The sequence below is a fragment of the Rhizobium sp. PEPV16 genome (assembly GCF_008919455.1).
GTDB lineage: Bacteria > Pseudomonadota > Alphaproteobacteria > Rhizobiales > Rhizobiaceae > Rhizobium > Rhizobium leguminosarum_Q.
Genome location: NZ_VSZV01000314.1, coordinates 1 through 26,113 on the forward strand (window position 1 = coordinate 1; position 26,113 = coordinate 26,113).

23 protein-coding genes and 2 pseudogenes are annotated in these 26,113 nt (G+C 55.7%); 16 read left to right on the plus strand and 9 right to left on the minus strand.

Annotated features, from left to right (window positions below; genetic code table 11):
- Together FY112_RS18900 and FY112_RS37915 are read right to left on the minus strand one after the other, a co-directional pair.
- Positions 1 to 102: pseudogene (locus tag FY112_RS18900) on the minus strand (transcriptional regulator); the annotation flags it as partial.
- Positions 103 to 273: 171 nt separating this feature from the next.
- Positions 274 to 473 (minus strand): annotated as a pseudogene (locus tag FY112_RS37915) (hypothetical protein); the annotation flags it as partial.
- Between the two features lie 124 nt (positions 474 to 597).
- Here FY112_RS37915 and FY112_RS18905 point away from each other — a divergent pair.
- Positions 598 to 1,488 carry a DUF6030 family protein gene (locus FY112_RS18905; RefSeq protein ID WP_151519041.1) on the plus strand — a complete coding sequence of 297 codons (891 nt, stop codon included), beginning with the start codon at positions 598 to 600 and terminating at the stop codon, positions 1,486 to 1,488.
- A 30-nt stretch (positions 1,489 to 1,518) separates the two neighbouring features.
- Here FY112_RS18905 and FY112_RS18910 read toward each other — a convergent pair whose 3' ends face one another.
- Positions 1,519 to 1,893: a hypothetical protein gene (locus tag FY112_RS18910; protein WP_043294569.1), complete on the minus strand. Its 375-nt coding sequence runs from the start codon at positions 1,891 to 1,893 to the stop codon at positions 1,519 to 1,521.
- 205 nt (positions 1,894 to 2,098) lie between these two features.
- Here FY112_RS18910 and FY112_RS18915 point away from each other — a divergent pair, with 205 nt between their 5' ends.
- From FY112_RS18915 to FY112_RS18980, 14 genes are all read left to right on the plus strand, one after another.
- Complete coding sequence (locus FY112_RS18915) at positions 2,099 to 3,172, plus strand: endo-1,4-beta-xylanase (protein WP_151519042.1); 1,074 nt, start codon at positions 2,099 to 2,101, stop codon at positions 3,170 to 3,172.
- Positions 3,173 to 3,203: 31 nt separating this feature from the next.
- Positions 3,204 to 4,355 (plus strand): glycosyltransferase, encoded by a 1,152-nt coding sequence (locus tag FY112_RS18920; RefSeq protein ID WP_003542111.1) that lies wholly within the window; start codon positions 3,204 to 3,206, stop codon positions 4,353 to 4,355.
- Positions 4,355 to 4,861: an acyltransferase gene (locus FY112_RS18925; protein ID WP_003542119.1), complete on the plus strand. Its 507-nt coding sequence runs from the start codon at positions 4,355 to 4,357 to the stop codon at positions 4,859 to 4,861. Before FY112_RS18920 ends, FY112_RS18925 begins: the two co-directional genes overlap by 1 nt.
- Entirely contained in the window at positions 4,858 to 5,760 is a 903-nt protein-coding gene (gene pssM, locus FY112_RS18930; RefSeq protein ID WP_011653111.1) for an exopolysaccharide glucosyl ketal-pyruvate-transferase, read from the plus strand. Before FY112_RS18925 ends, pssM begins: the two co-directional genes overlap by 4 nt.
- Positions 5,761 to 5,911: 151 nt before the next feature.
- Entirely contained in the window at positions 5,912 to 7,414 is a 1,503-nt protein-coding gene (locus FY112_RS18935) for a lipopolysaccharide biosynthesis protein (protein WP_026158820.1), read from the plus strand.
- 32 nt (positions 7,415 to 7,446) lie between these two features.
- Positions 7,447 to 8,451, plus strand: a complete 1,005-nt coding sequence (locus FY112_RS18940; RefSeq protein WP_003561855.1) for a polysaccharide pyruvyl transferase family protein — start codon at positions 7,447 to 7,449, stop codon at positions 8,449 to 8,451.
- Between the two features lie 39 nt (positions 8,452 to 8,490).
- Positions 8,491 to 9,312, plus strand: coding sequence for a hypothetical protein (locus FY112_RS18945; RefSeq protein ID WP_017961656.1), 822 nt, complete (start codon positions 8,491 to 8,493; stop codon positions 9,310 to 9,312).
- An 83-nt stretch (positions 9,313 to 9,395) separates the two neighbouring features.
- Complete coding sequence (locus FY112_RS18950; RefSeq protein ID WP_017961657.1) at positions 9,396 to 10,340, plus strand: glycosyltransferase; 945 nt, start codon at positions 9,396 to 9,398, stop codon at positions 10,338 to 10,340.
- A 167-nt stretch (positions 10,341 to 10,507) separates the two neighbouring features.
- Positions 10,508 to 11,476 (plus strand): glycosyltransferase, encoded by a 969-nt coding sequence (locus tag FY112_RS18955; protein WP_151519043.1) that lies wholly within the window; start codon positions 10,508 to 10,510, stop codon positions 11,474 to 11,476.
- Between the two features lie 91 nt (positions 11,477 to 11,567).
- Positions 11,568 to 12,542 carry a glycosyltransferase family 2 protein gene (locus FY112_RS18960; protein ID WP_094087592.1) on the plus strand — a complete coding sequence of 325 codons (975 nt, stop codon included), beginning with the start codon at positions 11,568 to 11,570 and terminating at the stop codon, positions 12,540 to 12,542.
- Entirely contained in the window at positions 12,539 to 13,423 is an 885-nt protein-coding gene (locus FY112_RS18965) for a glycosyltransferase family 2 protein (RefSeq protein ID WP_017961660.1), read from the plus strand. Before FY112_RS18960 ends, FY112_RS18965 begins: the two co-directional genes overlap by 4 nt.
- Positions 13,420 to 14,400, plus strand: coding sequence for a glycosyltransferase family A protein (locus FY112_RS18970; RefSeq protein WP_151519044.1), 981 nt, complete (start codon positions 13,420 to 13,422; stop codon positions 14,398 to 14,400). Before FY112_RS18965 ends, FY112_RS18970 begins: the two co-directional genes overlap by 4 nt.
- A 209-nt stretch (positions 14,401 to 14,609) precedes the next feature.
- Positions 14,610 to 15,068 (plus strand): glucuronosyltransferase, encoded by a 459-nt coding sequence (locus FY112_RS18975; protein WP_011653119.1) that lies wholly within the window; start codon positions 14,610 to 14,612, stop codon positions 15,066 to 15,068.
- A complete protein-coding gene (locus tag FY112_RS18980; protein WP_017961662.1) occupies positions 15,065 to 15,541 on the plus strand; it encodes a glycosyltransferase in 477 nt (158 codons plus the stop codon). Before FY112_RS18975 ends, FY112_RS18980 begins: the two co-directional genes overlap by 4 nt.
- Before the next feature lie 42 nt (positions 15,542 to 15,583).
- On the opposite strand, the gene FY112_RS18985 is transcribed toward FY112_RS18980, so the two are convergent.
- The 4 genes from FY112_RS18985 to FY112_RS19000 form a co-directional block, all read right to left on the minus strand.
- Positions 15,584 to 16,279, minus strand: a complete 696-nt coding sequence (locus FY112_RS18985) for an SGNH/GDSL hydrolase family protein (protein ID WP_017961663.1) — start codon at positions 16,277 to 16,279, stop codon at positions 15,584 to 15,586.
- Between the two features lie 150 nt (positions 16,280 to 16,429).
- Positions 16,430 to 17,737, minus strand: coding sequence for an HlyD family type I secretion periplasmic adaptor subunit (locus FY112_RS18990; RefSeq protein WP_017961664.1), 1,308 nt, complete (start codon positions 17,735 to 17,737; stop codon positions 16,430 to 16,432).
- A gap of 15 nt (positions 17,738 to 17,752) precedes the next feature.
- Complete coding sequence (locus FY112_RS18995) at positions 17,753 to 19,519, minus strand: type I secretion system permease/ATPase (RefSeq protein WP_017961665.1); 1,767 nt, start codon at positions 19,517 to 19,519, stop codon at positions 17,753 to 17,755.
- Positions 19,520 to 19,986: 467 nt separating this feature from the next.
- A complete protein-coding gene (locus FY112_RS19000; RefSeq protein ID WP_246700709.1) occupies positions 19,987 to 21,597 on the minus strand; it encodes a right-handed parallel beta-helix repeat-containing protein in 1,611 nt (536 codons plus the stop codon).
- 689 nt (positions 21,598 to 22,286) lie between these two features.
- Between FY112_RS19000 and FY112_RS19005 the strand changes: the two genes are divergently transcribed.
- Positions 22,287 to 22,982: an Ig-like domain-containing protein gene (locus FY112_RS19005; RefSeq protein ID WP_017961667.1), complete on the plus strand. Its 696-nt coding sequence runs from the start codon at positions 22,287 to 22,289 to the stop codon at positions 22,980 to 22,982.
- A 148-nt stretch (positions 22,983 to 23,130) separates the two neighbouring features.
- Here FY112_RS19005 and FY112_RS19010 read toward each other — a convergent pair whose 3' ends face one another.
- Both FY112_RS19010 and FY112_RS19015 read right to left on the minus strand, forming a co-directional pair.
- On the minus strand, positions 23,131 to 23,835 hold the full coding sequence (locus tag FY112_RS19010) for a hypothetical protein (protein WP_017961668.1): 705 nt from the start codon (positions 23,833 to 23,835) through the stop codon (positions 23,131 to 23,133).
- Positions 23,835 to 26,111 (minus strand): polysaccharide biosynthesis tyrosine autokinase, encoded by a 2,277-nt coding sequence (locus FY112_RS19015; RefSeq protein ID WP_151519046.1) that lies wholly within the window; start codon positions 26,109 to 26,111, stop codon positions 23,835 to 23,837. The genes FY112_RS19010 and FY112_RS19015 overlap by 1 nt, the downstream gene beginning before the upstream one ends.
- Positions 26,112 to 26,113: the final 2 nt, after the last annotated feature.

A 26,113-nucleotide genomic window follows, 5' to 3' on the forward strand; every position in this document is an offset into this window, starting at 1 on the left:
AAGTTCGGCCAAGCCGTTCTGGGTCATCCCGAGCGTCTTTCGCCGAACGCGCACGCGGTTGCCAACATAGACGTCAATCGAATTCGGCGATTTAGCCTTCATGTGAATAAGTCTCCCGCTTGATCAGCACGCCCGACTGTATAATGGAGAGTTTAAGCAAGAATGCAACTAAAAGTAAATATTTCGTGAGGATTTTTTTCAGCAGCGCACACAGTAAAAACAACCTGTGGATTATCGCAGCAGCACCATTTGGCGCGGGTGCACCCGCGCTCTCTATCGCGCACTTCGCAGCCGACGAATGCTATCCGAAATCACGGCCGCTCCAACACCTCTCTGAGAGGTTTTTGCGCAACGGCGATCATCGACTTGGCGAAAACGGGAATTCTTCCGACATACTCAAAACGAACATTGTCGAAGCCGGCATCCAGCAGCAGCGTGCTCGGCGTGTTTTTCGACCAGAACTTGATATGCCCAATGACGAGGCACAAAGGTGCCCAATTGCCGACAAGAAGCCAAAGATATTTAACGGATAAATGTATACTGCTGGATTTAGACAGCCCGATCGAAACCCCTTCTCGCGCGCCGGAGAAGACAAGCTTGCCCGATAATTCGTCGTCCGCATATGCAAAACAGCCGGTGGGGAAACCGCGGGTTCCCGTGATCTTCTGGTTGCTGCTGACGATTTCCCTCTCGCTGGTCATGGGAACGGTCCTGCTTTCCAACAACATGAAACACTTAAAGACGGTTAGCCACTATTTTGGCTTCGATTTCTTTCCCCAGGAGGTCAGTCCGCCTCCCCCCAAAGCCCTTCCCCGCCCCACACCACCGGCCACCTTCATGCTTCCATTGCATGTCATCGAACCGCCGGTGGTACAGACCGCCTCGACTTTCCTGCGAACATGGCGGATATCCGGCGCCGCAATGTGTGCGGCGCTGCGCAATGCCGGCATCGAAACCAGCGATTGGGCGGCGGCGAGTTTCAACGCCGATACATTTGAATGCTTTTTCGAGCAGAGCGGCAAGCGGGAGAAGGATCAGCTCCCGAGCTCCATCTTCGTCATCGTTCGCGGCGACGCCGCCGGCACGATCAACAATATGCGCGTGAAAATCATCAATCCCGAGACCGATGAAAATGGCCAGCTCGATCCCGCCATTCTGCGAATTTTCGAAATCATGCTGCGGCAACCGCAATGGCTCGATTTTCACGAGACCCTGAACGCGATCAAGAATCTGAAGGACATCAAGGAAGACGGCTTCGGAGCCAGTATCGGCTTCACCCGCGAGGTGCTCAATCCCGGGAATTACAACTTCACGCTCTCGCTGGATGCAACTTCAGGACCTCAGAAAAGTACAAGAAATTATTTTTCCGGCAGAAGATGGCTGCCGTTGCCGGACCCCGCAGTCGAGATCGACAGCGCGCAACCGGAATCAGTCTCCGAGACTCCCCATACCGAAGCGCCGGCTGAAAGTCAGGAACATCGGCATTAGGTCCTCGGCTTCATCCCATGCACGGACTGATCACGCCATGTGACGCGCATCGTCGTGATGTCTGGCCATTATCTTGTAGAGCTCTTTCAAACTGTCCGCACTCGGCCGTTCGGTGCTGTCCCCACCCGCCAGACGCCAGACACGCTCGACATTGAGGTCCTGCGTGACTTGCGCAAGCTCTTCGTTCAGCGAGCGAATGACGATTTCCGATCGGCGCAACCGCCACGACATTCTGACCAGCGCTGCGAACGGGAGGGAAATGATGCCGATGATGCCGAGAATAAGGACCGCGAACTGCCAGTCATCGAGAGCAGAGAGACCGTTTCGAATGGTCGCCATAAAAAAAACGGCATTTTGAAATGCCATATGAAAATAGCTCATCAGATAGCTGGACCAATCTTCCATCGCGCGCGCCCTCCCCGAGCGGTTTATATCTTGGGTTATTCTGAAAAGTCTAGCAGACACCAATAATATCCCCTGCCGGGAAAGTATATTTGAGGTTGTATTACTCTGCTGAATTGAACGCGAATCTCGTGATGGGTCGGTGCCGACGGGCCCGGCCTTTCAAATTCCACCACGGACATGAAAAAAGCTAACAGTGAGAGATAGAATGAATAGAAGACGTTTCCTCGCCTCGGTTCCGCTCGCTTTGTTGTATGTCCGTACGGGCCAGGCCCTGGCACAGGTGCCTGCCGCTGCAGGCCTGCGCGTCCTTGCCGACAGGAGGTCGTTCCGATTCGGATCGGCAATCGATTTGCAAAACATCAAAGATCCAATCGCTGCCGAGATCTACATCGACAACGTCAATTCAATAACGCCGCGAAACGAACTGAAGTGGAGTGCGACGGAAAAGAGACCGGGTGTTTTCAGCTTCGGCAGCGCCGACCGTATGGTTGCATTTGCGCGCAAAAACAACATGAGGGTTTATGGCCATACGCTGATCTGGTATCGCGTCCCGGGCTGGGTGTCTGATATCACCGACGCAAAGACCATTCAGGCGACGATGAACCGTCATATAAAACAGATTGTCACTCGCTATAAGAACTCGATCGATGCATGGGATGTGGTAAACGAACCGTTGGAGTATGATGCACCGGATCTGCGGGATTGTGTTTTCCGACGCCTTCTTGGCGACGATTATATCCGTATGAGTTTCGACATGGCGCACCAGGCCAATCCCGGCGCGACGCTGGTGCTCAACGAAACGCATCTGGAGAAAAAATCCGACGTGTTCGAACAGAAGCGCGCGCGCATCCTGAAAATCGTCGAGGATCTCGTCGCCAAAAAAACGCCGATCAGTGCAGTGGGCCTGCAGGCGCATTTCCGCCCCGGCCTCGACCGGATCGATCCGGAAGGAATGGGGCGCTTCTGCGCGGCGCTGAAGGACATGGGTGTCGGCGTTTTCATCACCGAATTGGATGCGTCCTGTCACTTCCTGAACCGCGACAAAGCCTTCACGCCGGCATCCTACGCCGATATTTTCAGCGAGGTGATCACTGTCGCCGCCGAACATGGTGACTTGAAAGGCGTGACGGTATGGGGCATGTCGGAAAAATACGGCGAGCCCGATGAGAAAGCGACCGATCCCGCTGCGGCTTGCACGAAGCGCGTTAATCTTTACGACGAAAACAATGCGCCGAGAAGTGCGGTTGATGGGATCCGGCGGGCAATAGAGGCGATGTGATGCGCAAGACAACGGAGACGCAAACAGATTCATGAAAAAAGCCGTTATTTATGTGGAAAAATTTTTGCCTGCCAGCCAGGCATTTGTTCTCAACCAGGCGGTAGCGTTTCGTTCTTTCGAAGCTGAAATTCTTGCTGGCTCGCGAATTTCTTCGGCCCATACAAAAAAATCCACTGTTCCGGTTCATGACATCCGTCGGTCGCCCGTTGCACGGGCCGGTGAACTGCTTCTGAAAATCCCGCAGATCGGTCTCCCCTTCCTCTTTCCCGCGATCGGAAAAGCCGATCTCGTTCATGCCCATTTTGGCAAGAACGGGTATGTCATCGGCCCATTGGCGCGCGCCGCCGGCAAGCCGCTGGTCACGACGTTCCACGGCTTCGATGCCACCTATCGCGGTGATCCGAAAAAGCCGGGCGGCTTCAATCAGGTGCGTTTCTTCGCCAAGGGCCGGAGCGAGATGGCCGGCTGGAACAGCTGGAACATCGCCGTTTCCGATTTCATCCGCGACCGGCTGCTGGCGCTCGGCTTTCGTGCCGAACGCGTCTATCGCCATCATATCGGCATCGATCTCGATCTCTTCAAAATGGAGCCTCGTCCGCGAAAAAAAGGGCTCGTGGTTTCAATTGCCCGCTTCGTCGACTACAAGGGCCATCGTTTCATGATCGATGCGCTTTCACGGGTGGCCGCCGCCGGCACCCCGGTCGAATTCGTCATGGTTGGCCAGGGCCCGTTGAAGGAGGAAATCGAAGCACTGGCGCGTCGTTCCTTGCCAAGCGTCACGATCCATGAAAATCTGTCGCAGACTGAGATAAGAGACCTGCTCGCCAGTGCGGAGCTTTATCTTCATGGAAGCGTGACCCTCGACAATGGTCACGCCGAAGCTTTCGGCCTCGCCAATCTAGAGGCGGAAGCCGTCGGTACTCCGGTCGTCGCATTTCGCTCGGGAGGCGTGGGCGAAGCGATCGAAGAGGGGAAAACTGGTTATCTCGTGGAGGAGCGGGATGTCGCGGGAATGGCGGAGGCGGTCGGAAGGCTGCTCAACGACCAGGCTCTGTGGACAGCCTTTAGCGCACGGGCACCGCTTCTGGTGGCCGAGCGTTTCGACTTACGTCGCCAAACGGGGATGCTCGAGGACTATTACAGTTCCGTGCTAGACGAATTTTCCAGCCGGGGTCGGACTTGATGGTGCAGACAGGAAAAAAGCCGAAGTGGGGACTGAATGTATTTCGGCCGCTGCGGAACAGCATTGTGACGGCCAAATGGCTCTACTATACGAAATTCTGGGGAATGGACATCGATCCGACGGCAAGCTTTTCCTTGAGCGTTCGTTTCGACAAGACCAACCCGAAGGGATTGCATATCGGCGCGGAAACTTACGTCGCCTTTGAGGCTGCGATTCTCACCCACGATCTCACACGCGGGCTCTACCTCCACACGAGGATCGGCAAGCGCTGCTTCATCGGCGCCCGCAGCATCATTCTGCCCGGCGTCGAGATCGGCGACGAATGTGTCATCGGCTCGGGCTCGGTGGTGACCAAGAACGTGCCGCCGCGCTCGCTCGTGGCGGGAAATCCGGCAAAGATAATCCGCAGCGACATCAAGATCATTTCGCGTTACGGACGCATGGCACGCGAAGACGAGACGGTCTCGCAGATCGTGACGCACTTGCCGACTGGAGAAGCACGATGAAGATGTTTGCCTACCGGGGGAAACACGAGAATTTTGGCGACGAACTGAACCATTGGCTCTGGGAGCGTCTGCTGCCCGGCTTCTTCGATGAGGACGAAAGCCAGCTCTTTCTCGGCATCGGCTCGATCCTCTACGACAATTTCGACCCGAACATGCAGAAGATCGTCTTCGGCTCGGGTTACGGCGGCTACACCAACCCGCCGAAAGTCGACGGCAACTGGACGTTCTATTTCGTGCGCGGAAAGAAGACCGCCGAGGTCCTCGGCATCGATCCGAGCTACGCCATCGGCGATTCGGGCATCCTCACGCGCAGCTGCTGGGATGCGAAAAGCATCGAAAAGCGTTACCCGGTCTCCTTCATGCCGCACTACGAAAGCGCCATGTACGGCAGTTGGGATAAGGTTTGCGAACTCGCAGGCATTCACTATATCGATCCGCGCTGGCCGGTGGAAAAGGTTCTGACTGAAATCAGCGCATCGCATAAAGTGGTCTCCGAGGCGATGCATGGCTGCATTATCTCAGACGCGCTGCGCGTTCCCTGGCGGGCGATTCGACCGATCGCGCCGGGGAACCGAGCCAAGTGGTACGATTGGGCAAGTGCACTTGATCTGGAGATCGACTTCGACCCGATTGGCCCGTCAAACGTCGTCGAAGCAGGCGCATCACTGGTACGGAACAACACCTATCTTTTGAAGAACATAACGTTCCGCCACCGCCGCATCCGGCAGCTCACCGGCAATTATGTCTTCGGGTCGACGGTCAAGACGCTGCAGCGGGTAGCAGAGAAGCCGGGACAACTGAGTTCCGACGAGTCCATGGTAAATGCGCACAACAGAATGCTGCTGGAACTGGATCGGCTGAAGCAGGATTTTTCCAAGAAAACGGCAAGCGTCCTGTGACCAGGCAAACCCGATTCGTGACGAGGCGATAAGGCATGATCCCTTCTAACTTCATCAACACCCTCTCTTCCCGCAATGGAGAGAAATACTTTGGATGGGCGCTCAGCCCGCTTCAACGGTCAATGTCCATGACGTGCGGAGCCGTTCGACCATGAGCAGTGTTACCGACCGGCTGATCCAGGGCAGCATGTGGTTGAGCCTGTCCCGCGCCATCGTCAACGGGCTTTCGGCGCTCAGCACCTTCGTTCTCGCCTGGTACCTCGCACCGTCCGATTTCGGTCTCGTTGCCATTGCAACGACGATCCAGATCATTCTGAGTTCCGTCACCGAACTCTCGCTCAATCAGGCGCTCATCCGCCACGAGGACCCGAGCGAGGTTCATTTCAGCGCGGTTTGGACGCTGAGCGTGACAAGAAGCGCGATCCTGGCTTTGCTGTTTGCCGCCAGTGCCTTTCCAATTGCCGAATTTTATAACGAGCCCCGGCTGACAAGCGTCATGCTGGCTTTGAGTTTCAGCTTGCTCCTGAGCGGCCTGGCCAATCCACGTCGCGTCATGCTCCAGCGTGATCTGATCTTCTGGCAGGAATTCGTTCTCAACGTATCGCAAAAGCTGGTCGGCTTCGTCGTGACGGTGGCAATCGCTGCGATCTACCAGAGCTATTGGGCTCTTGTTCTCGGCACCCTCGCCTATCAGATTACCAATATCATCGTTTCCTATACCGTCTTGCCGTTCTGGCCGCGCATAACCTTCCGGCATGCGCGGGAATTGTTTTCGTTCTCGCTTTGGCTGACGGCAGGACAGATCGTCAACACGCTGAACTGGCGGATCGAGTATCTGCTGATCGGCAAGATGTTGGGCGCCACGCAGCTAGGCCACTATACCGTTGGCAACACCCTTTCGACGCTGCCGACCCGTGAGGCCACGGCACCGTTGAACCAGACGATTTATCCGGGCTTTTCCAGAGTACGCAACGACCCGGTCCGGCTAATCGCAGCCTATCAGCGTGCGCAGGCGCTTTTGGCTGCAGTAGCGCTTCCGGCTGGAATCGGCATGGCGGTCGTGGCTGATCCGATGATGCGGCTCGCCTTGGGAGAGAAATGGATTCCCGCCATCTTTATCGTCCAGGCGCTCGCATCGGTCTTTGCTCTGCAGACGCTCGGTTCACTCGTCCAGCCGTTGGGCATGGCAAAGGGTCATACCAAGTTGCTGTTCATCCGCGACGCCCAGATGCTGGTGGTCCGCGTTCCCATCATCATCGTCGGCCTGATAATTGCCGGACTTCCAGGCGTCGTCTATGCGCGTGTGTTGACGGGTTTGATTTCTACCGCGGTCAATATGCTTCTCGTCAAGCGATTGATCGGCCTGCCGTTCTTCCAGCAACTCGGGGCCAACTTCCGCGCACTTGCCAGCGTCGCATTGATGGCCGCCGGCGTCTGGGGACTGTCGCATGTCCTGAACATGCCGACCGATAAGCTGGGCTTGGCTCTCCATCTGGCCATACTGGTCATCACCGGCGGTATTCTCTATGTCGGTTCCAGCTTTGTCCTTTGGCTCGCTATGAAGAAGCCAAATGGCCCGGAAACCGAAGTTCAGCGTATCTTTGTCAAGTTCCTGTCAAAAGCCAAACGTATGGCCATACCCAAGTCGGCCTAAAAGCTAAAACGAACATCAACAAGAGAGGCAGAATGACCAGCCAATCCAGAACGGAGCTGATCGCAAAACTTAATGGTATGATCCATGATTGCCTGAAAGACTATGTCTCACGCGATGAACCGCTTGCAATCCTTGATTTCCCCGACATCCGCAATTGCGGCGACTCCGCAATCTGGCTGGGCGAAATGGCCTATCTGAAGGATCGCTTCGGCAAACGCCCGGACTATGTTTCGAGAACGGCGGACTTCTCCGCAGATGAGCTGAAAAAGCGCGTGCCGACCGGTCCGATTTTCATTCATGGCGGCGGCAATTTCGGCGACATCTGGGTTTCCCATCAGGATTTCCGCGAAGCCATCATGGAGCGTTTCCCGGATCGGCAGATCGTCCAGTTCCCGCAGTCTATCCACTACAGTTCACCTGAGCGCATCGAGCAATCCGCACGCGCAATCGCGCGTCATAAGAATTTCGTCCTGCTCGTGCGCGATGAAGAATCGAAGGAATTTTCCGAGAAGCACTTCGACTGCACGGTCCGGCTATGCCCCGACATGGCCTTCGCCATCGGGCCGCTGCCGGACAGGGCAACGCAAATTTCCGTCCTCGCCATGCTGCGAGAGGATGCGGAACGGGTTGGCGGCACCGATCGCAAGATCCCTTCCGATATTCCCGTGGAAGATTGGATCACCGAGTCGAAACGCAAGGTTGATATCGCCAAGAAGTTGGGGGCAGCTTCGGCTTTCCTGGCACTGAAGCCGAGCGAAGTGGCATTGCGCAAGCTGGACGCCGCAGCGCACAACCGCTTCGAGCGCGGCATCAGCCAGATTTCACGCGCTCGCGCCATCGTTACCGATCGCCTGCATGTCCATATCTGCTCACTGCTGCTTGGCCGGCCGCATGCCGTATTGGACAACAGCTACGGAAAGATCCGCCGCTTCATGAATGCCTTCTCCGGCGGGACCGACCTTTCATACAAGGCAACATCGCTTGAAGATGGAATCGAGTGGGCGCGTCACCAGGCCGGGCAAGGAGCGCGCGGATGACAGAGACGCTGCGCGCTTGCAGGATCAGGAGGTAATCCGATGACACTTGTCACCTTCATTATCCCGGTCCGACATCAGGACAATGCCCGCGACTGGAGCAGGCTGAAGGCAAATCTGACACAGACCGTGGCTTCCATTTCCAACCAGACCAATGGGGACTGGCGCGGCATCATCGTGGCAAACGAAGGCGCCGATCTGCCTGACCTGCCGGAAAAATTCTCCGCCGTGCGTGTCACCTTTCCGCCGAACGACCTGCATGAGCTTGGAAAGGGCAGCAAGGAAGACTTCCTTGATGCCTTCCGGGCAGACAAAGGCCGTCGCGTTCTGAGCGGCATGTTGAACGCCACCGACAGTCGCTTCTTCATGATTGTCGATGACGACGATTTCGTCAGTTCGCGAATCGTTCAACACGTGTCCGAAAATCGGGACGCCAACGGATGGACAATCGACCATGGTTATATCTGGGACGATGGCGGCAACTTCCTGTTTGGCCATGACGACTTCAGCCATCTCTGCGGTACCTCATTGATCATTCGTGCCGATCTCTACGAACTGCCGGAACGCTTTGAGGATGCTTCGCTCGATTGGATCAAGTCGATGCTGGGCAGCCATGTCCGCATAGCGGATATTCTTGCGCAACGGGGAGCGCCGCTCACGAAGCTTCCCTTTCGCGGGGCGGTCTATCGGGTCGCCCACGGCGGATCGCATAGTCAGGCACCGAGCCTGCTGCGACAGTATTTCCTGAACCGCGGCGTACTCACCAAACCGCGGCGGTGGTTGCGCAATCTTCGTAGGCTGAGGATACTCGGCGAGGGTCACAGGCGCGAGTTTTTCGGTAAGACGCGATCGAACCCCGCGTAAGCGTCGATCCCACTCGAACATCGCACAGGCGGTCAAAATATGAAGCTCTTCTCTTTCGACTTCACCAAGAGGGTTGTTAACTGATGTCGGATCTATTGGTCAGCGTGCTCTTTTCATCCTACAATGGCGCCAGCCGCCGGCTGCGCCATACTTTGGATTCCTTGGTGCGCCAGGAGCTTCCCCATGATCGGTGGGAACTGATAGCCGTCGACAACAATAGCAATGACGGCACGTTTGATCTTTTGGAAACCTATAGCGACAAGCTTCCCATCACCATCCTGCAGCAGCGCAAGCCGGGAAAGTCCGGCGCGCTGAATATGGCCCTGGATCGGGTGAAGGGGGATCTCGTCGTCTTTACGGACGACGATGTTCGTGCCGAACCGAACTGGCTGAAAGCGATCGTCGACTGCGCCGCAGCCCATCCGAGTTATGGCGTCTTCGGCGGCAGAATCGTCCCTGAATGGGAGAAAGAACCAAAAGACAGGTTTATCGAATGGATTCCGATGGGATCCACCTTTGCGATAGTCGATGACACCCAAAGCGGACCGTGTGACCCGACGAAAGTCTGGGGCCCGAATACGATCGTCCGGCGAGAGCTGCTCGGAACAAGCGTGCGCTACCGCGAAGATATCGGTCCTCTTCCCGGAAAGATTTTTGCTATGGGTGAAGATGCGGAAATCATCATTCGCCTGGCCGCCAATGGCGCCAAGTCCTATCGATGCGCCGAGGCCGTGGTCCATCATTGGATTCCGGCATCGAGCGTGACGGAGGATTGGGTACAGAAAAGAGGCGAGCGGCTTGGCTACGGCATGCCGGCGCTCTTTCCCGACGAGGTGCCTGGAGGGGTGAGGTTAAGCGGAGTTCCGCTTCCGACCTGGATCGAAAGCGCACAATGGGCCTTCCGGGCAGCAATGCTTTATCTCTTGCCGCGATCGAAGAAACGTTTCTGGGCGATCTGGAAATATTACTACATGCGCGGCTATCGCGCCGGAATTCGCCGATACGTTTCTCAGACGATGACACAGTAATTCATTGCCGAGGAGGCAGTAATTTAAAATCTACGGTGCCCATCAGCAATTTATGGCAGTATGCGGCCACGCAGCGACAGCGTTCTATGGCAGGCCAAGTCATCGGTAAGGCGTGACCCAATCCGCACTGGGGAGCGATCAGACCAAAATGAGGTCCGGAGCATCAAATGAGCAAAGTCAAGGTCACAATACTGTTCTCAACTTATAACGGCGAGAAAACCCTGCCAACGATGCTTGACGCACTATGCGCTTCGACCCTACCGAAGGAAGAATGGAAAATCGTCGCAGTCGACAACAACAGCAGCGACAACACTGCATCAGTCTTGAATTCCTTTAAGGCGCGGCTTCCACTGGAAGTTTATTTTGAGCTAAAACAAGGCAAACAACACGCATTGACTTCGGGCTTCCGCCATCTGGAGGGCGAACTCGTCATTTTAACCGATGACGACGTCATTCCCGCGCCGGATTGGATCGAGCAGTTTCTCACCTTGGCGGATCAGCAGCCACGGTTTGCCATATTCGGCGGCCTAATAACGCCCGAATGGGAGGAAAGGCCGGCATCGTGGCTCATCAAATACGGGCATCTGGGGATTCTTTATGCGCTAAATGACGGTTTACGCGAGGGGCCGATTTCAGCGGCATTGATATCTGGGCCGAATTCGGCCTTCCGTCGTTCCATTTTAGGATCCGGTTATATCGTTCACGACGGCCTCGGCCCGGATGCCACTGTCGCTCAGTTCCCCATGGGCGAGGATACTGCTTTCGCTCTCAGGTTGGAGAAGAATGGAGCCAAGGCTTTTCACTCGCGACGTCCCGGGGTTCGGCACATTGTCAGGAAGGGCTATGTGAACGAAGGCTGGGTTTTGCGGCGCGGCGAGCGTTATGGCATGGGCTTGGTTATCGTTCGGCCGGACCTCTTCGACAGCAAAACGAAAATTGGCGGTCTGCCCATCGCTAGCGCCTTGAGATGGCTTCTGATGGTGCCGGCCAGCGTTGTCGTCAAGAGATTTCCGCCAAGCGGCGTTCGCTTCAAATTGCTCTGGGCGCAGTCGGTGAGACAGGGGATCCTGCGGCAATTTCTCAAGCAGCGATCTACGATGAATAAAACGATCTACTCTCAGGTCGGTGCCAAATGACGAAAGTACTAAACCGCGGCATCGACAGGAAGTGCTCCAACTGCGGAGGCAGCGGGCAGGATTTTCGCACGTCAGGAGGCGAGTGGGTTTGATGACGGATCCGAGAATTAGTGTCATCTTTTCGTCCTTCAACGGCGCCAGCAGACGGCTTCGACAGATGCTGGATTCGATGTTGGGGCAAAACCTTCCAGTCGAACAATGGGAACTGATTACCGTCAACAACGCCAGTAAAGACGAAACACAGGAGCTTCTCGATCAATATGCAAAGAAGCTTCCAATTGTTGTTGTTAATCATACCCGCCCAGGCAAATCAGGCGCTATGAACGCAGCTCTGGCGATCGCTCGAGGAGCGCTGATCGTTTTTACGGACGACGACGTCGAGGCAGATGCGAACTGGTTGAGTTCGATCGCTGCATGCGCGGAGGCAAACCCGAATTTCGGCGTTATCGGCGGCCGAATTCTTCCAAATTGGGAGCATTATCCCCATGGGGATCCGCTGTTGGACTGGATTCCCATGGGATCAACCTTCGCCATAGCCGACCAGGAATCCAGTGGCCCATGCGACCCAACAAAAATTTGGGGTCCGAACACGACCGTGCGTCGCGAATTGCTTGGCAGCAATATTCGATTCCGCGAAGATATCGGGCCGCTTCCAGGAGGTCTTTTCGCAATGGGAGAGGATACGGAAATCGTCAGCCGCCTATCCCGAAGCGGCGTGAAAACCTATCGGTGCGCCGAGGCCATTGTTCATCATTGGATTCCAGCCTCTAGCGTGACCGAGGCTTGGGTACAGAAGCGTGGGGAACGTCTTGGCTATGGAATGCCAGCGCTCTTCGCCGAGGACATTCCAAAAGGTGTCAGGATCGGGGGAATCCCCTTAAGAACCTGGATCGAGAGCGCCAACTGGGCGGTTCGGGCAGCCCTCCTTTATCCGTTGCCGCGATCAAAGAAGCGGTTCTGGGCCATCTGGAAGTACTATTACATGCGTGGCTACCGCGCCGGACTTCGCCGATACGCACCGGCGGTAAATCATTCTGGTCGACTAGCGCAGGAGGTCGTGCATTGAAAATATCGGTGCTTATCAACAATTTCAATTACGGCCAGTATTTGCGCCCATGCATCGACAGTGTTCTGTCGCAGGTCTATCCCGACTTCGAAGTGATCGTGGTCGACGATGGCTCCACCGATGGTTCCCAAGAGATTCTTGCTTCCTATGGCGAGCGGATCCTGACCGTATTGAAGGAAAATGGTGGCCAGGCATCGAGCTTCAATGCGGGTTTTGCGGCCGCAAGCGGCGATATCCTCTTTCTCCTCGATGCCGATGATGCGTTTTTGCCCGGCAAACTCGCGCGCATCGCCGAGATCTACGATCGCAACGAGATCGACTGGTGCTTCGACCGCGTGACGACCAATGAAGACGACCAGCCTCCCGCGGAGCTGCAGGTGACGCTGTTCGACAAGCGGGATACGCTTCGCAGGGGCGGCTTTCCCTCGCTTCCGGTTCCGACATCGGGCTTGAGCTTCCGCCGCAATCTGCTGTCCCAGATACTGCCAATGTCCGTCGCGACAGACGTCGTCCTCAGCGACAATTACATCAAGTTTGCAGCCGCCTATCTGGGTCGCGGCGCCATCGTCGAAACACCGCTGACCTTTCAACGCATTCATGCCTCGAACCGCTATACGGGCACAAGCAGGGCAAAAACACTGCGCCCGCGGATCATGATCGCGACAGGATTGGAACTGGCACGCCGCTATGACGGCCTCCAGGCACTCGGCAAGAGCCTCGTGGCCGGCGGAATTGCCGAAACGACATCGCTTCTGAAGCTCCCGAGCGAAGCTCGCAACACGGTGGCCGGCGGTCCGTTCGGCGATGCTGCCGCGACCGAAGTGGCCTTGATGGCGGCGCGCAAGCGTTTGGGAAATATGCTGCGGAGAGGACAGTCATGAATCAGCAAGAGACTTTTCCACATTCATCCGTCGGCACAGAAGGAGGCGCCGCACCGCTGAAGATTGCCGTCGGTGTGCTGACCTATCGGCGCCTCGACGGGATCGCCAAGCTGCTTGACGTCATGACGCGCCAGGTCAGGCACCCGGCTCGCCCCTATCATCTCACCATGGTGATCGTGGATAATGACGCGGCCGGCAGCGCGAGGACCACGGTAGAGAGCTTTGGCCAAACAGGTGCCTACGACCTGATCTACGTCATTGAACAAAACCAAGGCATACCCTTTGCACGCAATCGCGCACTGGACTCGGCACCTCCAGGCACTGACCTCTTCTGCTTTCTCGACGATGACGAATGGCCCGTCGACGGCTGGCTGGATGCGATGCTGGAGACACGGGAGAAAAACCGCGCCAATTGCGTCTATGGCCCCGTCCAACCGGTCTATCCGGAAAACCCGCCGGAATATTTCATCAAGGCAAGGGTGTTCGAGCGCAAAAAGAACAAGGACGGTCAACGCATTTCTTATGCGGCATCGAACAACGTCATGTTCGACTATCCCCTGATTCGTTCATGGAATCTGCGTTTTGAAGAGAAGATGCGCTTCACCGGGGGCACGGATTACCTTTTCTTCAACCAAGCCATCCGCCGTGGCATGCAGGTCTTCTGGGCTGACAAGGCGCTTGTCCATGATATCGTTCCGGCCAGCCGGATGACCTGGAAATGGGTATTGCAAAGACAATACCGGCTCGGCAATACCTTCGCAGTCAGCGAGGTCCTGCACGGCAACCTGAAGGCCCGGATCTACCGAGCGGCCTATGGCGCCACGAGAGTCATGCTTGGGCTGGCCATGCTGCCGGCGATCCTGATTTCACCCTATTGGGGCATGCGTGCCCTCACCCATGTTCTGCGCGGCGCGGGCATGGTTAACGGGATTCTCGGACATGCATATCAGGAGTACAAACCCAATGCCGCTCACTGATCATTTGCGCGGGCGCGCTCGGATGAGATTTGGCCGTTATGCTGTTTCAGACGAAAACATCATGCGTAATTGCCGGTTTATCAACTTCATGGCTTCAACCAACCGGGCCAGAAATGGTACACTTCCACTGAACTATCGTGACGCAATCGCTGTTCGAACAGAACGGTTTTCGCCCCTATCCATCGGTCAAATATAGGAGATGCCTGTTTATGACTGAGAAAAAATTGAAGGTTCTCGCTGCCTCGTCAGGAGGCGGCCACTGGGAACAGCTGATGGCCATGCGCGGCGCATTTGAGGGCTGCGATATCGTCTTTGCAACGACCATCCCGGGACTGCTTGCAAAATACGACATTCGCGGCGGACTAGTCCTTCCCGATTGCAGCCGCGACTCGATTACCATGTCGATCCGGTGCTTTTTCACCGCCTTCTCCATCGTCATCAAGCACAGGCCCGACGTCATCATCTCGACCGGTGCCGCACCCGGGCTTTTTTGCCTGCTGGCCGGCAAATTGACGGGCAAGCGGACGATCTGGATCGATAGCGTCGCCAATGTCGAGAAGCTGTCCCTATCGGGTAAACTGGCCGGCCATATTGCGACGCTCTGGCTCACGCAATGGCAACATCTGTCGAGGCCGGATGGCCCCCATTACGCAGGAGCTGTCCTTTGATCCTTGTCACCGTCGGAACGCAACTGCCGTTTGATCGCCTCGTCAAGGCTGTCGACACCTTCGCAAACGAACTGTCGAAACCGGTTCTGGCGCAGATCGGCAAGGGCACCTACACGCCACAGAATATGAAATGGATCAAGAATATCGAGCCCAAAGACTTTGATAACGTCTTTCGCGATGCAAGTGTCATCGTCTCTCATGCGGGAATTGGCACCGTGCTTACGGCCAAGCGTTTTGGAAAGCCGATCATTCTCGTTCCCCGACAGGCGGCTCTCGGCGAGCACCGAAACGATCATCAGCTCGCCACGGTGAGCCAGCTCGTGGGCCGGCCGGGCATCTATGTCGCACACACCGATGACGATCTCCGGAACTATCTGCTCGAAGAGCTGGATAGCCCATCTCACGAAGATTCGTCGGAAGCCGGTCGGGCTTCACTGGTCACCTACCTGAAAAACTATATTACGGCAGTCTGACCCCGAGAGCCGTCATAGCCTCTGACGCTTACGAGCGAATTTTCATTCTCCGCAATTGTTGCCGGCGATACGTTTGACAAGCTCAGGCGCAATGATTTTGGAGGCTATGTCGGGCAGAGGATGCACGCCATCAGGAATTGCGGTGGCCAGATCATCCGGCGTCAGGCGCTCCCAATTGGGCCGGTGGTCGACAAACTCCAGACCACGTTTTTGCGCCTCCGCCTCATGTGCGGAGACATAACTGTCGACAAAGGGACGGATCAGCCCACGCAATCCTGAAAACGGATTCATGGCCATGACGATGATCCGCGCTTGCGGAAGGCGCTGCCGGAGTTGGTCGAGGATGTCGCCAATATTCTCTCGGCTTTGCGCAAGCGACACGAACCGATGCAATGTCGCATCATTGGCGTAGAGCTCAATCAGGATGATATCCGGCTGCTCGGCAACGACGCGATCGATCTGGGTCAGAGCCCACAGTGACGTTTCACCGCTTTTTGCAACGCTCTCGACCTTCACCGGCTTCTGCAAGCAGGCTGCAAGCTCCGTCTCAAGGGCAGGCTGCCATCCCCCTCGCGCCGTCAAGGATGTTCCGATGGCCACTATTTTCAGCGGCACAGGACGATCGGCATAACCGTTCCTGACCGCCGAAAGCATCAACAGACACGCCAGAAACAGAACCAGTCCATAGACCGGTCGCCTCTCAATCGGCACCGCTCGCCAAAACTGCAAACATATCATGAGGAGACCTTGCAGCAGGCTTGAGACAATTTCGTGAAATGGCCGCGCATGCTTGTTCGAGCAATGCGAAACCGTCCAATCCCCATCCTGGTAGATGACAACGGCAGCTTTGAAACGTCGGAGCTCTTAACGGCGTGAAACAGCCGCCAATCACTCCTGGCGAAATACGTGCTGCATCTGATCGGTCAGCGGCTTCGTCAGATAGGATATCACGGTCCGATCGCCGATCTTGATGAAGACCTCCGCCGGCATGCCGGGATAGAGTTTTATCGTCTTCAATTTGGCAATGCTTTCAGCTTTCGGCTTGACGCGCAGGGGATAGTAGCTGATGCCCGTGCGCTCATCCTTGACGATATCGGGCGCGATCGAGGTAATCTCACCGGCCACATCAGGCGTCGTGCGTTGATCGAAAGCGCTGAAACGCACATCGACTGACTGGCCGACATGAACCTGATCAATATCGCGGGTGGCGACTTTCGCCTGGACCGTAAGCTCGTTATTTTCGGGAACGACGAGCATCAACGTCTGACCGGGATCGATAACACCATTGACGGTGTGAACCGAAAGTTCGTGAACTCGCCCAGTCAACGGTGCGGTAATGTCGAGACGGTGCAGCTGATCGACTGCGGTTCCGCGGCGTTCTTCATATTCGGCGATCTGCGCCTCGACGTCGGTCAGGTCTTTTGCAATCTCCGAACGGCGATCCTCATCCAGCTGGATCGACTGGCGATCGATCTCGATTGCCTTACCCTCGGCCTCCGCCTTAGCTGCGATTTCCTGGCCGCTGTTGCCCTGGAGATCGGCGCGGGCGCGCTTGAGCGTATTCAGACGCTGAAGCGTGACAAGCCCCTTCTTGTAGAGCGTATCAATGCCCTCAAGCTCCTGTTCGATCAAAGCCAAGGCATCGTTGGTGGCATTGATCTGAACGACCAATCCCTTTACCTGCTCGCCCAGTTGGTCCTTGCGCGATGCCAACTGGCTCTTCATTCCGATAAGCGCCGTCCTGCGACTGTCAAACAACTTCTGCTCGCCATCGAGAAGCTTCTCTGCGGAGGTGCTGGATGTCAGATCCCTGATGTTTTCCTCGACCTCGAACGAATCTGCGCCGATTCGTTCCGCCTTCAGACGGGCGCGGCGCGCATAAAGCTGAGCGAGCGTGCTTTCGACAATCGAGAGATTCGCTCTCGTCGTCGTCCCATCGAGCCGTATCAGCACCTGCCCTGCCGTCACATGGTCGTTTTCGGAAACCATCAATTCCGACACGATACCACCTGTCAGGTGCTGGACCTTCTTGACATCGCCGTCGACGACGATCACGCCCTCGCCGATGACGGCGCTCGAAAGCTCTGTCGTCGCCGCCCAACCGCCAATGCCGCAAACGAGGGCTATCGACAGCACACCGACAACGGCAACATGCCGATTGAGGGAGCGTTTCGATTCACTGATATCTTTACTCACAATCTTCCCTCTGGCCTATTCGGCCGCATTCATGCCGTCGACCACGACTTTAAGCTGAGCCACGCGCTCGGCAATCGGCGTGCGCGCCGCTTCCGGCCGGCTGACTCTCGCCAGAACTTCTTCTTTGGGACCGAACGCGATCATGCGGCCGTCCTGCATCATCAGCACGAAGTCGCAGACCGCCAGAACGCCGGATCGATGTGCGATGACGACCACAATGCCGCCCCGCGCCCGCACGCTCATGATCGCGGCACTCAGCGCCCGCTCGCCTTCTTCATCGAGATTGGAGTTTGGCTCGTCGAGCACGACGAGGAATGGCTCGCCGTAAAGCGCTCTTGCAAGCGCAATACGCTGTCTCTGGCCAGCCGAAAGCGCAGCACCGCCTTCGCCGATTTCGGTTTCGTAACCATTCGGCAGACGAAGGATGAGATCGTGAACACGCGCCGCCCTCGCCGCGGCAACCACCCTCTCAGGCGACATTTCCTTCGCAAAACGGCAGATATTCTGCGCAACGGTTCCCGAGAAAAGCTCTACATCCTGCGGGAGATAACCGATATGCCGGCCAAGTGCGTCGCCGTCCCACTGGTCGAGTGCTGCGCCATCCAGACGAATAGATCCTCTGACGGTCGGCCAGATACCCATCATCGCCCGTGCCAACGACGACTTACCCGAGGCACTGTAACCAATGACCCCAAGCGCGCTCCCTGCCCGTAAGCCGAAGCTGACATCGGAAATGACCAGGCGCTGACCTGCCGGCGGCCCGCTCGCCAGTCCTTCGACAGTGACTTGCTTGGTAGGAGCCGCGAGCGCAAGAGGGGCTGGAATCTCAGGAATGGTTTTCAGCAGGCTCGAAAGCCGCGCCCAGCTCTGCTGAGCAGAAACGAAACCACGCCAATTCCCGATCGCCGCTTCGACAGGCGCCAAGGCGCGAGAGGTCAATATCGAGCCGGCGATGATAATTCCCGAAGAGGCCTGCCCCTGAATGACCAGGATTGCGCCGGTCGCGAGCGTTCCCGATTGCAAAGCAATACGGAAAATCTTCGACAAGGTCGCATATCCATTGCCGATATCCGATGCCTGCCGGGTGATCGTCCGGTATTCACTGTTCTTGCGGTCCCAGATTTCGGCCATCGTGCCTGCCATGCCCATGGCGTGTATGACCTCGGAGTTGCGGATCGAGGTCTGCGCGAAGGCATTTCGCATATTGGCGGAGTCAGATTGCTTTTTTGAGAGCGTACGCGTTCCCTGATTAGTCATGAACGTCAGGATGGCGAGAACCAGCGCTCCACCAATCGCGATATATCCGATCGCCGGATGAAAGAGGAAGCAGATCACGATATAGAACGGCAACCATGGTAGATCGAACATCGCTGTCGGGCCCTGGCCGGACAGGAAGGTTCTGATCTGGTCGAAGTCGCGCAACGGCTGAAGCCCGTCGCCGCCGATTTTGACCTTCAACGGAGCCTTGATCAGCGCGCGGAACACGCGCCCGTTCACCATCTCGTCAAGCGCTCCGGCAACACGCACAAGCATCCTGCTTCGCAGAACCTCGAACGCTCCTTGAAACGTATAAAGCATCAACGCAAGTATTGCCAGGACAACCAGAGAAGGTATGCTTTTGCTGGGAATAACCCGATCATACACCTCAAGCATAAAAAATGAACTTGTAAGGTATAGGATGTTGATAAGCGCGCTTGCTATTCCAATGAAAACAAGCCCCCCCTTGCATTTCTTTAATGCTTTGGATGGCTCGCTGACATCAGCTGCTGAACTCTGAAACACGAAGTAATCCCTCTCTTACCGCATCGCACGAAAGCAAATATGCCGGCCCACACTCCAGCTTCGGGTCCATCACGCCCGATCAATGACACGACTGCCTTGGACCCCCGACACCGGCGCCGGACCCGCTTGCAAGCCCACGACCTATTACATGAATCCAACCAAAAAGTGACCAAAAATCCTTATTTATAACGAGCGGTTTCAGGGATTCTGACTTGACGCTACGCTAAATATACCAACCTAAGCAAGTGAAAATCGCAAATTGCCCAACAACGGCGCAGAGGAATGAACGCGTCGCGCGCATATTAGCGACGTTTACTGGGGAGTTAACTATAAATTCAATCTATAGTTCATTTTTCCTATGAACGGCGGGACTATTTTTTTATCCGCCCGTTCGACCACCGACACCCCTTCATCATCAAGCTTTCAGGTGTTGAACAGCGGGCCGTCGCTCTCTAATTTGGCGTGATTCAAACCAGCAGGTGCGACGCTTGGCTGCTATGGAACGCGTCCACATTAATATACACGCCGAGCGAGTCGGTATCGATGTGAGAAGCGCCGTCAGAAATCTTATATTGGAAGGATTCGCTGACCTTTCCGCTGAGACCGGCGATTTTCACCGCATCGACCGTATAGGTGTAATCACCATCGCTCTCCACATGGATAACGCCGTATTTCCCGGTCAGCGTCAGGCCATGCTTATCCACGGCACTGTCACCGAAGCGACGAAGCAGCACGGTTCCATTGATTGCGCTATCGTTTTCGAGGAGGTTGCCATGATAGGCGCTGCCCGTATCCGTGGAGATTTTCAGGCTGTCATGGGCTGCGACAATCCTGGGAACGGCGACGGTGGGTGCGGTCGGAACCTGCACTTCGTCCGCGGGCGCCGGAGTGCTTGTCTGCGGCGGTGTTGACGGTTCGACAGGCGGCTCCACAACCGGCGTGGTAGGCGTCTCACTATTAGACGGGGTGTTGCCAGTCGCAGCGTCGACTTCGGCCTGCGCTTGCTCCAGGGTCTTATTGTCGTTGATCAAGAAGGTGCTCTGGAGGGCAATTGCGACGGGCATCGTCAACGTCGACACCGCGCTGTCGATGATATTTTCATGGAAAGATCCTGATGCAGGCCTGTCGACCTTAAGCGCCGAGGACGACAGGTCGTCAAAGACATTACCATAAATATCGATATCGGTGCGTGCATAACTTGGGTAACCTGCAGCGCTGATCGACACGCCCCAGACGCCGTCATGAATATAGTTTCCACTGATATCGTAATTTGTCGCATTGCCCTGATCGCCAAGGCCGATACCGTAGGACCAACTATAGCCGCCGTATCCCGAGATGTCGTTGTCGTGGATGGCGATATTCGTGCCCGCGTTGGCACCTATCCCGAAACCGCCGCCGATCACGGTGTTGTCCTCGACTGCTGCATTTACAGCCCGAACAAGCACCAGGACGCCTTTTGCGCTGTTGGTCTCCGTCTGCTCTAGGTGGTTACCCTTGATCAGGATATTGCTGCTGTCGTTCAACTGAACGGCGTCTGCCGCAGCGCCCTGGCTGTTGATGACCAGATTATTAGCGATGGTAACGCCAATGACTTTATCCATCCAGATGCCGTCTCCATTTACCCCGGAAATCTTGCTGTTCTCGATGGTAATGTTCTGGCTGCTCTGGAAATTGACGGAACCGGGCTTGCCGGCAAGTCCGGTATTTTCGACCTCGACGTTGCGGACGGTCCAGTTGGAGACATTTCCCGCATATATCGCCGCACCGCCGGTATCAGCAATCTTGATGTTCTCCACGATGATGTTTGAAGCCTTCGAGCCGTGGATGCCGTCATTGCTACTGTGAATAACCGGCGCATCGCCAACGCCGTAACTGCCAATTGTAATCGGAGAGCTGACAGTGCCGGAGTATTTCAGGTCGAATTGCTCGTTAAACACGCTTCCGGCGGCAAGCAGCACGCTGTCTCCCGGCTTTAGCCTCAAGGATTCGACAGCGGAAAGTGTCGCGAAAGCCGACTGCTCGCTCACTCCACTGTTCTGATTGGATCCTGTTGCCGAATTTACATAGTAGACGGTCACGCCGTGATCTCCCAAAGATACTGGAAAATCTTTTACCCGCCGACCCCTCTCTGCCTGCTAAAATGGAACACTAAAATGCGTTCTATCTCGCGATAATTCTTAGGATTCCCATAAAACATCTTCGTTTATCGAATATTTTGCAGTGCAACAAAAATTGCGTCGCACAGTTATTACGATGTTACCCAATATCTCTAGTGTAAAGAAGATTATTGTCCACGCATCGCATATTATTTTACGTCAATTGCGCTTCGAGAGAAACATTACTTGATAAACAAATGTTACAAAATCATGACATCAGTTACTTCGTCGAAAGCAGACGCCGGTGCGGGAACCGAAGCAAGCCTGAGATTTCAAGCTGTAGCCCGTAGTGATTATATCAACATCTCATCTGCGCATAAGCACCTCCGCGTATTCTTATAAATTGCTCTTGAATAAACATTTCTTCTCCTCCGAAGAAACAGAAGTCAGAATCTACCATTTGGTATTTTCACTTATTATTAACGCAATAATTACCATGCGTTTCATCGCCTTATGCGTGCTACAGGTGTGTCATTATTGTACAATACACCCGAAAATGTTCACTTGCTGTTAATTGCACCCTTGACTCTCTGTATTAAGATATCCTTAATCGACCAGCTCGCTAAAGGTCAAAATTGACCTAGCAAAGAACAATTCGAGGAGAGACAGTAATGGCTATTCATGCAACAGATGATAGTGCAACATTCCTGGAAACCGACGCTATTTCCGGAAATCTGCTGGCGAACGATACATCCGATGGGAACTTGTTCCTTCGTTTCTTCGATCAGCAGGGCGTTGGCTCCAAGCAAGGCAACAGCCAGGTCACCGAGATCCAGGGCGATTACGGCACCTTCTTCGTCAAGCCGGACGGCAGCTATACCTATGTTCTGAGCGACGCTGCCAAAGTCGGCTTCACCAATGGTGAATTGCTCCAGGAGAAGGTCTCGTACAAGATCTCTGATGGTGCCGGTAACACCGATGTCGGCCTATTCACCCTGAATATTCAGGGCGTAAGCCAGGTAAAGCCGATCGCTGTCGACGACAACTACAGCTTCACCGAAGGCGACGCCATCAGCGGCAACGCCCTGGACAACGACATTGCCGGCGACAATGGCCACCTCTTCCTCCGCCTATTCGGCACCACGACCGTAAACGGCGACCCGAGCGCAACAACCGACGTCGCCGGTACGTATGGTACGTTCCATGTAAAAGCGGATGGATCATTCACCTATGATCTGACAGCAGATATCGCTCCGGGGGACCAGGTCACAGAGACCATCCAGTTCTACAAGATCTCCGACGGCGAAGGCCACACCGACGCCGGCGTTCTGACACTCAACATCACTGGCGCGGACGCAGAAGTCTGATCATCAATAGCCAATCAAAAAGCAACGCCCGCCGCGCAGACTGCGGGCGTTGTTTTGTGCAAGTCGAATTCGGCCAAGAGAAAGAGCCGTAGCCGCTCAGCCTGTCAGCCAAAAGTTTGGAACTTTCTATAAGAACCAGCCTCGATGATTACTTGCTGCAGCGCTGTCGGAAGCGCGCCGTCGCGGCTTCTCCGACGTTTGTCCAGCTGCGATCGAAGATCGGGCGGAGCTGTGGGCTGATCTCTCTTATCGTGGCATTGACCCTGCAACGATCGCCCCGTTTCAGCATGGTCATGAGATCGCTATCGAGCGCGCTCTTCGCCACGACAAGTGTTGCATCGGTGAAATCGTTCCAGAAATAAAATCGCGTCAGGATCATCACCTGGTCGTACGGCGCAAGCGCAACCGAACGCTTCATCATTCCCGCGATCGAGGCCGGCTCTTCCGCAATTGTCGACTGCACGGCCGCAAGACGAAGCCAAAAATTGCTGTTCGTCGGCATGCACGAAATTGCATGCCGCAGATATTGGCGCGCACTTGAGGCCGCAGCGGCCCAGCCGGCGTAATTGACATTGACATTCTGCCGATCGAGTTGCGCCAGAACGAGGGTTACGCCAGCAGCCACGATGTCGGATCGGCAATAATGTCCGTCAACCACGTCGACACTGCGCGACGCATATTTGGCCACGACATCATCGGCAACGGTCTCGCCACGCTCGATCCTTTCGGCGACGATCGAGATGCTGGCCGTCCTTATCGAAGCGTAGAGCTCCCGACCGGCCAGCACCACCAAGACCACCGTGACAATAATGAAAGCGATCCTGGTAATCGAAACGGATTGACTGCGAAACATCAGCTTTCGGTATAGTATCGCGAATAACGCTTATAATAATATTCGCTCGAACCGAATGTCCGGTAGAGTTTCATCTGCGACGGGTCGACCTTGGTCAAGATAGTACCGACGCATTTTGCATAGAGTTCCGGCTCGGATAGCAGAGTCGACTGCACGACCTTGCGCGATGTCTTTCCCCACTCGATAACGAAAACCACCGCATCAAGCTTTGAATTGATAGCGCGTGCATCCACAACCGGCGCTAAGGGTGGCAGGTCGATAATAATATAGTCAAAGCTTTGACGCGCCGTTTCAAGAAGCTGATCCATGCCGCGTGACGCAAGCAGCTCCGACGAATGCGGAACACGATAGCGTGCCACCGTCGGCAAAAATGCGAGCTTAGTTTTTGGATCGAGGAGGATCAGATCCTTGAGCGGACGGCTGTCGACGATTGCCTCGAGCAAGCCGGCCTCAGCATGGCGGCCGATCGCCCGGGTGGCACCGGGATTGCGCATGTCGCCATCGATAAGCAGGCAACGCGCACCTTGCATTGCCAGGAGCTTGGCAAAATTGATGGATGTCGTCGACTTCCCCTCGCCGGGCAAGCTCGAAACGACGCCAATGACCTTGCAGCGCTGATCGGCAGCACTGAGGTCGATGGCAATCTTGGCGCTTCGAAGCGTCTCGGCAAATGCCGAGAGCGGATGCTCCTCGACATAGGTCGTCGTCTTCCCGCCCCTGGCGATGCTTCGTGGATTGCTGGGGTCAACAAGCGTCGGATCGTCGACGTTGTTTTCAATCAGCGGCATGACACCGAGAGACTCGACATCGAGCACGTCCCGGACATCATCGCCGGTGCGGAAGAACCGATCCCTGAATTCGCGGAATGCAGCAATACCACATCCAAATGCACATCCCACGAACATCGCGAAAGCAACGACGAGAGCTCTCTTAGGAGCGCTCGGCTTCGTCGGCGTCTCCGCCGTCGTGATGATGCGGGCAGCGGTAATCGGAAAGCTCTGCTGTTGAATTGCTTCCTGGTAGCGTGTCAGGAAGCTCTGATAGAGATTCTTATAGGTATCGCGCGTGCGCTCGAGTTCACGAAGCTGCACCTGCGTTTCGCCAGCCGTTGCGGCAACGCCCGTCGCCTGTGTCACACTGTCGCGCAAAGAGTTTTCCCGCGATTTCGCGACCTGCAGCTCGCTTTGGTAGCTCTCGGCGATGCGGTTCAACTCATCGAACATGAGCCTTTTATATTCTTCCATTTCCGCACGAAGCCGAACCGCCTGGACGTGATCGGGGCCGAGCCGCGCCTCGATTTCGGTCTCGAGCTTGGAAGCCTCCAGATACTTCTTGCGCAGGTCGTTGGAAATGGAGCTATCGAGCACGTCCGTGACGATCGCATCGGTCTGCTTGGCGTCGATGATCGACTTGACGCGCGCATATCTTGCCTCGGCCTTCGCTGTCTCGGCCTGCGCATTGATCAATTGGGTATTGATCTCGGAAAGCTGCTGCTCGCTGATAAGCGTACCGGATCCAGCCTCGACAAGCCCATGCTCGCCGCGGAATTTCTGAACCGCAAGGTCGGTGTCCAACGCCTGCTGCCGGAGCTCTTCGATACGCTCCTGCAGCCACTGGCCGGCCCGGCGTGTCGCCTCGTATTTCGAATTGAGCTTGTCGACGAGATAGACGTCGGCGATCGCAGCCGCGATATCACGCGCCAGATCGGGCGACTGCGCGGTATAGCTGACATCGAGAACATAGGAGCGACCGACGCGTTCGACGTCGATGTTGCCCGCGACGGTCTCCGCAGCGCTTCGCCGTTTCCTTTCCGGATCGGGTGCAACGGCTGCGACATCGGCAAACCATGACCGAAAATTCACGAAGGATTTCAACGTTGAAACAGAAAAAAGCGAGCTTTTCGGTGCCGTGAACACCGGATTGTCGACGAGTTTCAGTTTATCGACAACAGCATAGGCGATGGTGTCGGACTTCAAAAGCTCGACCTGACTGAGGACAGTACCTTCGTCATCGTCCATCTGGCCGAAAGCCGCCAGCTGATTGATCACCTGACTATCGCTGCGGTCGATCAGCACGCTGGTGTCGGCGGTGTAGACAGGCACCGAAGTCAACACATACACAATGCCGAGAATGGCAAAGGCGAAACCGCACGCCGCAACCATCCGCCACTGTCGGCGGGCGATTGCGATGAGCTTGTCGAAATCGATGAAATCAGCATCATTTCCGGTATCGCGGGAGGGGTCAATACGCGGTGTAAGTTTATCTGGCGATAGCAATT